This is a genomic window from Komagataeibacter kakiaceti JCM 25156, assembly GCF_000613305.1.
The window spans coordinates 1-9,477 of sequence record NZ_BAIO01000062.1; the positions used below are offsets into that span (position 1 = coordinate 1).

Genomic DNA, 9,477 nt, shown 5'->3' on the forward strand with positions numbered 1-9,477 from the left:
GCCTGCGCTGGTGCCGGCACCGGCCGTATCCGTTCCGGTGCCGGCCGCCGCCGTATCGGGCGCAGGCGGTGCAGCGTTGGGACTGCATGTCTCGGCTGACCGTGGATTGCAGATTCATCAGACAGCGGGGCCAGCCGGTATCATGACCATAGCCCAGCCCAACCGTGGCCGGATGGTGGATCGGCCATGAGTCTGTTCGGGATCGGGTCATCGCTGGGCAGCGGATTTTCCGCGTCTCCACTGGGCGGCCTGTCGGATATCGGTGCGCTGGGGGATCTGGCCACTTCCCTGATCGGGGCCACGCTGGCCGAGGCCAGTTTCCGGGGTGTCACATTCTCTATGCCGACATCGGAGGAAGAATCCGGTCGCCGTGTCGTGCAGATGTGGTTTCCCGGCGTCGATTCCTTCGCATTGCAGGATACCGGTGCGTTGGACGGCCCCATGCGTATCCGGGGCATGATCGCGGGTGATGACTACATGTTGCGCACCCTGCGGCTACGGCAGGCGTCCATGCAGCCCGGCCCCGGCACGCTGGTCCATCCATGGTGGGGTGAGCTGAAGGTCCGCGTTCTCCAGCCGCTGAAGATTAGCCTGGACGAGAGCGAACTGGGCATCTGTAGCTTTGAGATGGTGGTGGTGCGCGAGCCGGTGATGGCTACCGCGCTGGACACGCTGACGGCCGTTCTGGTTCAGGCCGACGCCATGGTCGATGGTGCGACCATGCTGATGCGTGACCTGCTGGCTCCAATCGTCCTGCCGCTGTCCATGGCGACGGCACTGGGTAATTCCATATCCCAGATCGCCGGTATCTGGAGCGGCCTGACCGGCAGCGCGCCGGAACCGCTGACATCCGCCGCCAAATCTCCGATCGCCACACTGTCAGCCGGGTTGCCTGAGCCGTTGTCCAATACCGGCACCACATATGCCGACAGTGTGACGGATGCCATTGCGGCCGTGCCGGTTGCCATCGCGGATGCGGTTGCGGTCAGTACGCCCGCCATAGCACCGGCCGGGGCGGCGACCGTGGATACGGCGGATATATCTTCAACGGCGGTTGATCCACGCACTGCGACGATGTTGCTGCTATCGGCCGCGACCGCGATCGGTTCTGCCGGGTCTGCACAGGCATCGGGTCCAGGAGCCGCTGGCGCTCTGGCCATTGCGGCCTGCGCCCGTGCTGTCACGATGTCGCAGGCGCTGGCAACGGCAGCGGCAATTTCCTACGCCAGCCAGTCCGATGCGCTGGCCATGCGTGATACTCTGACACAGGCCATGGATGGACTGACTGCGGATATTGTCGTGGCCGCATCCGGCACCAATGTTCCGGCCTCGGGCGCGGGCACGGTGCTGCCGGTCGCATTCTCGCCCGGCGCGGCGGCATCCCTTGGCGCAGCAGCAGGAATGGCCATATCGGGCGCATCGCTTCCGGGATCGCTGCTCGCCCTGCTGACCGCCGTGACAAACGCGCGGGCGGCTGTCGTGGCGGACATATCTTCCCGTCTGGGGCGGTTGCCCGCCGTGGTCACCGTGGCAGTGCCCCGCGCGATGAGCGCCTGGGCACTGGCCTATGCGCTGGCGGGAGACACGGTGGAAAACGTGGTGCCGATGCTGACGGACATGGTGACACGTAACCTGATCGCCAATCCGGCCACGATTGCGGCGGGAAATGTGGAAGTGCTGGAACAGACATCATGAGCGAAAGCATATCCGTCCAGGGATCACACCGCCCCATGACCGTTCTGGTCAACGGGAAGCCGCTGGTCGAATATACCGAATCCGAATGTGGCCGTGACCTGATGGATATCGCGGGATCGTTCCGTATCTCTTATTTTCCCCGTAAATCGCTGGCTCCCTTTGGTCAGGCCACGCCGGTTTCCCCGACAGCAGTCGCGGAAGCCTCGCGGATCACCGAGCACGACGCGGTAGAGGTGCGGGTCCATGGCAGGACGGTCCTGAAAGGGGCCGTTGATGACGTGCAGGTCCGTGTTGACGAGAATGGGTTTCAGGCCGCTATTTCCGGTCGTGACGTAACGGGCAATATGGTGGACTGCCACGCCAATCCCACCGGGCCGGGAGAATACCGGCAGATCACGCTGGCCAATCTGGTCCAGTCGATCGCCAGTCCTTTCGGCATTGCGGTCACTACGGATGTGGATATTGGCGCGCCGTTTACGCTGGTGGCGCTGGAACCGGCCGAGACAGCCATGGCCGCGATCGAACGGCATTCCCGCCAGCGCGGCATTCTGGTCACTTCGGATGGTGTGGGTGGTATCGTGCTGACCACATCGGGGCGCACCCGCGCGCCGGACGCGCTGCGCCTGCCGGGTAATGTCCACGCCATGGAGGCGCGGATTTCATCGCGCGGTCTGTTTTCTGATGTGTGGGTCAAGGGGGCTTTCAGAAATCTGTTAAGACCCGTTCAGGCACCTCTTCAGGCGGGTTCAGTCCCGCTGTCGGAATCTCTCGCCACTGATGGTTATGGCGCTGATCCGTCCAGACAGGAATCGGCTGCGATCCTGCGCTGGGGGCACTCCATCAATCCGGCGGTGCGGCGTTACCGGCCGCGCGTGTGGCTGGCCGCGACCCAGAGTGGAGGATCAGTAGCGACCCAGCAGAGCGCCAACCCGGTTGACCCGAATACGACCACAACGATCCCGGCGGCGGGCGCATACCGTGCCAGTTCCCGCCAGCCGCGCCGCAAGGCCATGAAGCCACGCAGCGACAACAGCCCCTGGACATTACAGGACCAGGCTGAATGGCGGATGCGATCCACCCGTGCGGGCGCATCCATGCGGGTCTATTCGGTCAAGGGGCTGAGGGCACCATCGGGTGGCCTGTGGCTACCTAACCAGATTGTCCTGGTGCAGGATGACTATCTGGGCATTGACGGGGATATGCTGATTGGTGCCGTAACGTGGGTGGATGGCCAGGACGGATATCGCACCCGCATTTCAGTCGTGGATCCCGATGCGTTTGACCTGACCGGTGACGATGACACTCGCCACAATGGACTGCGACGCACCCGGCGGGCACGCGCGTTTGACGGATCATCCAGTACGAGGACCGGATCATGAGCGGGGATGCGCATAGCTTCGATCATATTGTCATGCAGTTGCGTGGGCTTGCCGTCCGCGCCGTGGTGCAGGCCATTGACGACACGGGAGCCAACCAGCTCGTGACCGTGACGGCCCATGCGGGACGTACCCGCAGTCAGGTGCCGGTGCATCAGCAGTTCGGTCTGTCTTCTTGCGCGCCGGTCAAGGGTGCGGTTACCCCGGTTGTGGCGCTGGGCGGTGATCCATCCGATCTTGTTGCCCTGCCGCCCGCGAATCCGTCGCTGGCCCGCGCGGGCGGTCTGGATGAAGGTGAGACGGTCCTTTACGATTCAGTCGGTCAGCAGATTTATCTGCAAGACGGCAAGATAGTTCGGATCATCGCCGCAACCGAAATGCGCGTCGAGATCGGCGGCAAGACGCTGCTGGACATCACGCCGCAGGGAGCCACGCTGAATGTGGATCTGAAGGTCAATGGCACGATAGCGGCCACCGGCGATATCAAGGCCGGAGATATCAGTGTGCAGGAACATCTGCATAATGGTGTCCAGGTCGGAACAGGCGAGACAGGCGCGCCGCAATCCTAGCCGATCTCACCATGCAGTAGTGCAGGATGCACGGATGGGATCGCGCGCGCGATCCTGCCGGGCATGGCGACAGTCCCGTTCCAGAATATCCAGATGGCCTATGCCCAGGCATTGCGGGCATGCGATGTAGTGATTGCGGTGACCGCTGCCGGTCGCGGGCGCATCGCCATTGATCGCACCGGGGCTACGCCGGTCCTGCTGGCGATGGGAACCGACCGGCGCGCCCGCGATGATGACCGCATCCCCGGCACATTGAACGGGATTGCCCCTGGTGGGATCATGGCCGCGCGCGGCTGGCCGGGAGATATATTCCTGACAGGCGGCGTGCGCATGGGATCGCGACTGTGGTTACTGGAAGACGCGAAGCAGGATGACGCTGCCCGTCTGGCCGCCGGACGCTACATTGCGGAGCCAATGGCTGATCTTGCGGCTTTCTACGATATCCAGATCGGCAGCGGGGCATCATTTACCGCACGCGGCCGGGTGCAGGTCACGGCAACCCTTCCGACCGGAACGGTCACGGCTCCCGTAAAGCAGTCATGACATTATCCATTCCACTGCCACAGACCCTGTTTGACAGATTCTGCACCGCTCTGGATGGCATGACCTTCACCGCCAGCGATGGCACGTCCGTCAAGCTGGATGCCCGTGCGCCCAATACGCTGGAAAACGTGCTGGCGGCCGTTCATGCCATGGGCCTGTTCGGCCTGTATCTGACACTTCAGTCCCTGGCCAAGGAACTGATGGTTACCACGGCGACGGAAAACGGGCTGTTGCCGCAGCACGCGGTCATGTGGGGCATTCCGCGCAATCCGGCGACGGCGGCCGTAGGTTATGTCATGGCCACAGCATCGGTTGAGACCATCGTGCCACAAGGGACGGAATTCACGGTGGACGGCACTGTCCGCTGGATCACGGCCCAGGCCGTGACCGTTCCGGCCGGGTCCAATGGAACGCCTGTTCCGGTTGTGGCCGAGACTACCGGCACAGCGGGAAACCTTGCCGCAGACATAACTGTCACGATGGTATCCCCCATCGACGGAATTACATCCGTCGCGGTGGATTCGGATGGGTTGGCCGGTGGTGCGGATATCGAGGATGTCGAGATCTGGCGCAGCCGGATCATTGACCGTATCCGCAACCCCGCATCTGGTGGCAGCGAGGCTGATTACGAGCGATGGGCCAAGGATGCGGGCGCGCCATATTTCAATGTGGTGCCGGACTGGGTAGGCTCCAACACCATTGGCATCATCGTGGCGATGCCCGGACCGACCGTTCCCACGGCCGCCCAGTTGGCCATGATCAAGTCCTACATCGACCAGGAGCGCCCGGTGCGTGGGAATATCGTGGTCGTGGCGGCCGAGATCGTCCCGCAGACCCCCACAATTTCCCTCAACCCGGATACTGCGAACGGGCGGACGCTGGTTCAGGCGGCGGTGTCCGCCTATTACGCGGTTCAGACCATTGGCGGGTGGCTGTATAAATCCCAGTTATCGGACGCGATTTCGTCAGTGTCCGGTGAGACCAGTCACGTCATATCCGTCCCGACAGGTGACCAGCAGATGGCCCCGAACCAGTTGGCGTCCTTCGATCATATCGAATGGGGGAACGTGGTATGAGCCGTACGCCCGAACAGGTGCTGACGGAACATCTGGCGGCCCTATGCCCGGATGGATGGGCATGGCCGCAGGAACCTGACAGCAATCTGGCGGGTCTGCTCTATCCATTCTCCGCACTGGTGGCGCAGGCGGAAGCGGATATGGAGGCGCTGAAGCCGGAAATAAATCCAGGGACGTCCACCCTGCTGCTGGATGATTACGAGGCTGTGCTGGGGCCTGACCCATGTGGTCGTGACACGCTGGCGACGACTACGGCGCTTCGTCAGGCGCTGGCCTATCAGCGGTGGACCGCCCAGGGCGGCTCCAGCATTCCCTTTTTCACCCGCATGGCGAAGGCGCTGGGTGTCGATATCGAGATCGAGGAACCGTGGCCCGCCGAATGTGGCGTTGCGATCTGCGGGGATGCCATCTGTTCGGGTGGCAACGTGCTTTATGACTGGATCGTCCACGTCAGGTCGGGAACGGCCAATCTGGAAGTGGATGCCGCGATCTGTGGACCGGCGGTCTGTGGCATGTCGATCTGCGGATCCGTCGTCGTGCCTGCGATCGCAGATGAGGCGCAGGCGCTTTATTGCCCCATGGCGCGCAACAAGCCTGCCGATACGTACCTATATATTGTTGATCAGGAACTGAACTGATGGTCGATTACACTACCGCATCCGGCTATGTGACGGATGACAAGGGACGGCGGCAGTATGTTGATCGCAGCGATGCGGCTGGTGTCCAGGGCACCTATCTGTTGGCGTCGGATCGCAACCAGGACCGCAATGCGATCATGGATCCCATTATTACGGCCGGTCTATCCGGGAATGCGGCTGACGATACTCTTCTGACGCAGGCCATCCGTTTTCTGTGCGGTGAGCAGGTCAGTGTCGTCAATGACAAGATCGTAAATGAAGCGACGTTACGGGCAAACGCGGATGCCCTGTTACAGCCGCTTCTGGGTTTCATTCCCGCGCAGCAGGGCGGCGGCTTCGATCAGGTTGCGGGCAAGGTCTATCTTGGCCGTGACACCACCTATCCTGGGCTGCGTTACTCCTATGTCAACACATCGGGCGACATCACCACGGGCGGCTACCTGCTTTCGACCTACGGGACGGAACTGAACGGCGCGTATGGCGCGCTTGGCGACCTGTCCTATGACGGGAATCATCGGCTGGTGTACCAGTCCTATTCCATGAACGGTACCTATTATACTGCCGCCCTGTATTCGGACATAACCGCTGAAGCCACGGCCCGTGCGGCTGCTGTCACTTCCGAAGCCACAGCCCGCGCCAATGCCGATGCGCAGCTCGTATCCGGCACATCCGGCATGGTGTCCGGAGATGCGCAGGGGACGGGGCTTCACTACAGCGGCACGGGGCGTATGTATGCCAGCTACACCGGCGGCGGTGGAATGCTGGCATGGTATGCGGATGTGACTGCTGAGACCTCGCGCGCCGAGGCCGCCGAATCTGCCGAGGCCACAGCGCGTGCCAATGCTGACGCCAATCTGATTTCCGGAACGGTCGGAATGGCAACCGGCGACGAACAGGGGTTGACGCTTCACTACAGCAGCACCGGATACCCGTATTTTGGGTATTCGGGAGGTGGAGATTTTCTGGCGTGGCACTCCAACGTGACGGCGGAAACTTCCAGAGCGGAAGCCGCTGAGGCCGCCGAAGCCACGGCCCGCGCCAACGCCGACGCCAAGCTTGTATCAGGTTTCTGGAATCCCACGGATACGCAGGTTGCAGCACTCGTGTTTTCGGGCGGAAATACGAGCACGGTAAGCGCTGTAAGCCTTCAGGGGCATACTATAACTTAGCGCAGCGAGCAGACGTTCCTGTGGGGTGCCTGACCTTCTGGCCCTCATCAACGCCTCCGAGTGGCTGGCTCATACTTAACGGAGCGAGCTTCAGCACGACCACCTATCCAGTATTGGCGGCGCGCTTCCCATCGGGGGTTCTCCCGATATGCGCGGAAAATTTGTCCGTGCCTGGGATGATGGAGCCGGTATCGACCCGACAACCGGGCGTGCGCTGCTGTCGGTCCAGCAGGACGCCGTGCAGGAAATGACCGGTTCCGCTTATACCACGGTAGCCGATATCAGCACGGCGAACGCCGCGACCGGTGTATTCAACACCGGAACGCATACGGCGGGGAATGTCCCGTCCTCTTCCAGCGTGTCTGGCGCTTACCACGAACTGAACTTTGACGCCTCTGCTGTTGCACGGACGGCGACGGAAACGCGCCCCGTCAACATGGCATGGAACGCGATCGTAAGGGCTGCATAAATAATGACACCATCGAAACCCCGCACCACCCTCGATTCTTCCGGATTTGCCGCCTCTCCGGGCTGGGTGACTGTTCACAACTATGCCAGACATACCGGCGAATACAGATCGACATCGGATGTGCTGCTTGCGCGGGGTGTCGGCATTCCCGCCCTGGCCACCACAACGGACCCGCCAGACGCCAAGGAGGGTTTTGCCCGTGTTTTCGTCAATGGGGCGTGGTCCCATGTCGAAGATCATCGGGGCGAAGTCTGGTATGACAGGGATACCGGCCGCGCCGTAAAGGTCTCAGGTCTTGGGCCGGTTGACCCCGCCGTGCATGTGGCGACGAAGCCCGTAATCACGATACCGCTTGCGACACAGGCCGCCACGGCGCTGGCGCAGGCCCGCACCCATGTCCTGCACCACTACAAGCTGCTGGATGAGCCGACACCGGCGGTCTGGATTGCTTATCTGAAGGCCCTCATGGCCATTTCGGATGGCACCGATACGGCCAGCACCGTTCTGCCCGCCCGACCCGCGCAATGATAACCGGAGATATCCACCATGACCGATGCAGCTTCCACGACCACCACCGCGACTGACCAGACCGCAACGCCAGCAGTTCCCGCACCCCAGAACTATGTTCTGTACCGCACGGCCCAGCTTGGCTGGCAGCAGGTCGGCTATGTCATCATGCCCATGATGCTCGCCAGTGCCGATGCCTACACGCCGCCCGCTGGCATGGCGCTGGGACTTGATGCGGCAGGGGATTATCCGGCGGGAAGCATCTATACGCCTGCGACTACACAGACTGCCGCGACCGCCACGGCGGAAACACCCGCTTCCGCTACAGGCACGTGAGCGGATTCGTCATCAAGCAGGGCAACACATTCCGCCTTGCCGCCCTGATCCGCGATTATCGTGGTGCCGTGCTGGACCTGACGGGATGTGTGTTCACCAGCCAGCTTCGTGATGTGCTGGGGAACCTGCTGGCCGACCTGACGGTCCAGCAGGTTCCCGGCCGCACCGGTGTCCTACAGATCGGCAGCACGGCTGACACCGGCGCGTGGGCACCATCGCTATATCGCTGTGACCTGCGCGTGGTCTGGCCTGATGGCACCATCCAGTCGAGCCATACCTTTCCCGTTACCGTTATTGCGGGCGTGACAGTGCCCGCCGCAGGCAATCCCGCATGAATGACGCCGTTCTCCTGACCAATCAGCCATGGTGGTCGAGATTGCACCCGGCAATGCCGCGACAGCGCCGCTGTCCATAAGTTCCGTGTCATTCGACGGCACCGGCAACCTGACCGTCACCCTGTCTGACGGCACTGTGCTGGAACCGGTGCCCTGCGCGCAGAAGATCGCGGGCGCATTCGGTGGCGTCGCCCTGGTCGTGGTGGATGCGGCGGGGAACCTGCTGGCGAATGGAAAGCCGGTTGGCATGGTGGCGGCATCATGATCGGGCATGTGTTCGATGTGGTGAATGCCTGGTCTGGCCTGATCGAGGGCATTCTGGGGGTTGTCGGGGGCTGGTGTGGCAATGTGGCGAAAAACCGGATTTCCAGACGCCAGGAGCAGCTTGCCGCAGGCCAGCAGGCGCTGGCGCTGGTTGCGCAGACCCGTGAACTGATAGGTGAGTATATCCAGCGCACCGATATGCTGACGCACCAGTTATGGGTGCGAGATGATGTAATTCAGGAAGTCTATGCCCAGGCTATCGCGGCACGCTTACTGGTATATGAGCTTGATGCCAATGCGGGACGGCCACCGCGACAGTTCGATCCGCTACCGTCCTATCCCGTCATGCCCGTGAGCCAGCAGGATGAAGGTACGCCCTCACCGGAACACGAAGACATAAAAAAAGAGGTCTGAGGGGCCTCTTATCGTCATCTAAGAGCAGTTCTGTGGGGTTCCATTTCTTCTGTCCCGCAGTTCCAAACCTGTTGGCGCGCTACAGC

The 9,477-nt window shown here is 62.1% G+C and carries 15 protein-coding genes; all 15 read left to right on the plus strand.

Annotation, left to right across the window (positions count from 1 at the left end):
- On the plus strand, positions 1-190 hold a 190-nt coding region (locus tag JCM25156_RS30195), incomplete at its 5' end, for a hypothetical protein (RefSeq protein WP_034958550.1).
- Positions 187-1,695 (plus strand): DNA circularization N-terminal domain-containing protein, encoded by a 1,509-nt coding sequence (locus tag JCM25156_RS05945; RefSeq protein ID WP_025812463.1) that lies wholly within the window; start codon positions 187-189, stop codon positions 1,693-1,695. The genes JCM25156_RS30195 and JCM25156_RS05945, both read left to right, overlap by 4 nt.
- Positions 1,692-3,074, plus strand: coding sequence for a phage baseplate assembly protein (locus tag JCM25156_RS05950; RefSeq protein ID WP_025812464.1), 1,383 nt, complete (start codon positions 1,692-1,694; stop codon positions 3,072-3,074). Before JCM25156_RS05945 ends, JCM25156_RS05950 begins: the two co-directional genes overlap by 4 nt.
- Positions 3,071-3,640 (plus strand): phage baseplate assembly protein domain-containing protein, encoded by a 570-nt coding sequence (locus tag JCM25156_RS27085; protein WP_025812465.1) that lies wholly within the window; start codon positions 3,071-3,073, stop codon positions 3,638-3,640. Before JCM25156_RS05950 ends, JCM25156_RS27085 begins: the two co-directional genes overlap by 4 nt.
- 63 nt (positions 3,641-3,703) lie before the next feature.
- Complete coding sequence (locus tag JCM25156_RS21950) at positions 3,704-4,183, plus strand: phage GP46 family protein (RefSeq protein ID WP_025812466.1); 480 nt, start codon at positions 3,704-3,706, stop codon at positions 4,181-4,183.
- Between the two features lie 59 nt (positions 4,184-4,242).
- Complete coding sequence (locus tag JCM25156_RS05965) at positions 4,243-5,259, plus strand: baseplate J/gp47 family protein (RefSeq protein ID WP_159104972.1); 1,017 nt, start codon at positions 4,243-4,245, stop codon at positions 5,257-5,259.
- Positions 5,256-5,897: a putative phage tail protein gene (locus tag JCM25156_RS27090; RefSeq protein WP_025812468.1), complete on the plus strand. Its 642-nt coding sequence runs from the start codon at positions 5,256-5,258 to the stop codon at positions 5,895-5,897. The genes JCM25156_RS05965 and JCM25156_RS27090 overlap by 4 nt, the downstream gene beginning before the upstream one ends.
- Positions 5,897-7,066 carry a hypothetical protein gene (locus JCM25156_RS05975; RefSeq protein WP_025812469.1) on the plus strand — a complete coding sequence of 390 codons (1,170 nt, stop codon included), beginning with the start codon at positions 5,897-5,899 and terminating at the stop codon, positions 7,064-7,066. Before JCM25156_RS27090 ends, JCM25156_RS05975 begins: the two co-directional genes overlap by 1 nt.
- A gap of 20 nt (positions 7,067-7,086) precedes the next feature.
- Positions 7,087-7,317, plus strand: a complete 231-nt coding sequence (locus JCM25156_RS32585; RefSeq protein ID WP_199898827.1) for a phage tail protein — start codon at positions 7,087-7,089, stop codon at positions 7,315-7,317.
- Entirely contained in the window at positions 7,215-7,535 is a 321-nt protein-coding gene (locus tag JCM25156_RS29825) for a hypothetical protein (protein ID WP_051577484.1), read from the plus strand. The genes JCM25156_RS32585 and JCM25156_RS29825 overlap by 103 nt, the downstream gene beginning before the upstream one ends.
- 66 nt (positions 7,536-7,601) lie before the next feature.
- A complete protein-coding gene (locus tag JCM25156_RS27095) occupies positions 7,602-8,063 on the plus strand; it encodes a hypothetical protein (RefSeq protein WP_051577485.1) in 462 nt (153 codons plus the stop codon).
- An 18-nt stretch (positions 8,064-8,081) separates the two neighbouring features.
- Positions 8,082-8,378 carry a hypothetical protein gene (locus JCM25156_RS05995; protein WP_025812470.1) on the plus strand — a complete coding sequence of 99 codons (297 nt, stop codon included), beginning with the start codon at positions 8,082-8,084 and terminating at the stop codon, positions 8,376-8,378.
- The gene (locus tag JCM25156_RS06000; RefSeq protein ID WP_025812471.1) at positions 8,375-8,713 is read left to right on the plus strand and encodes a hypothetical protein; all 339 of its coding nucleotides are present in this window, start codon (positions 8,375-8,377) and stop codon (positions 8,711-8,713) included. Before JCM25156_RS05995 ends, JCM25156_RS06000 begins: the two co-directional genes overlap by 4 nt.
- 28 nt (positions 8,714-8,741) lie before the next feature.
- Positions 8,742-8,978 carry a hypothetical protein gene (locus tag JCM25156_RS06005; RefSeq protein ID WP_025812472.1) on the plus strand — a complete coding sequence of 79 codons (237 nt, stop codon included), beginning with the start codon at positions 8,742-8,744 and terminating at the stop codon, positions 8,976-8,978.
- Positions 8,975-9,391 carry a hypothetical protein gene (locus JCM25156_RS06010; protein ID WP_025812473.1) on the plus strand — a complete coding sequence of 139 codons (417 nt, stop codon included), beginning with the start codon at positions 8,975-8,977 and terminating at the stop codon, positions 9,389-9,391. Before JCM25156_RS06005 ends, JCM25156_RS06010 begins: the two co-directional genes overlap by 4 nt.
- The last annotated feature ends 86 nt before the right edge of the window (positions 9,392-9,477 follow it).

Excerpts from the sequence above, each read along its gene's own strand:
- JCM25156_RS05975 (WP_025812469.1), top strand. The coding sequence starts at position 5,897 with ATGGTCGATTACACTACCGCATCCGGCTATGTGACGGATGACAAGGGA.
- JCM25156_RS06005 (WP_025812472.1), top strand. The coding sequence starts at position 8,742 with ATGGTGGTCGAGATTGCACCCGGCAATGCCGCGACAGCGCCGCTGTCC.
- JCM25156_RS06010 (WP_025812473.1), top strand. The coding sequence starts at position 8,975 with ATGATCGGGCATGTGTTCGATGTGGTGAATGCCTGGTCTGGCCTGATC.
- JCM25156_RS27085 (WP_025812465.1), top strand. The coding sequence starts at position 3,071 with ATGAGCGGGGATGCGCATAGCTTCGATCATATTGTCATGCAGTTGCGT.
- JCM25156_RS21950 (WP_025812466.1), top strand. The coding sequence starts at position 3,704 with ATGGCGACAGTCCCGTTCCAGAATATCCAGATGGCCTATGCCCAGGCA.
- JCM25156_RS27090 (WP_025812468.1), top strand. The coding sequence starts at position 5,256 with ATGAGCCGTACGCCCGAACAGGTGCTGACGGAACATCTGGCGGCCCTA.
- JCM25156_RS05995 (WP_025812470.1), top strand. The coding sequence starts at position 8,082 with ATGACCGATGCAGCTTCCACGACCACCACCGCGACTGACCAGACCGCA.
- JCM25156_RS05945 (WP_025812463.1), top strand. The coding sequence starts at position 187 with ATGAGTCTGTTCGGGATCGGGTCATCGCTGGGCAGCGGATTTTCCGCG.
- JCM25156_RS29825 (WP_051577484.1), top strand. The coding sequence starts at position 7,215 with ATGCGCGGAAAATTTGTCCGTGCCTGGGATGATGGAGCCGGTATCGAC.
- JCM25156_RS05950 (WP_025812464.1), top strand. The coding sequence starts at position 1,692 with ATGAGCGAAAGCATATCCGTCCAGGGATCACACCGCCCCATGACCGTT.
- JCM25156_RS05965 (WP_159104972.1), top strand. The coding sequence starts at position 4,243 with ATGACCTTCACCGCCAGCGATGGCACGTCCGTCAAGCTGGATGCCCGT.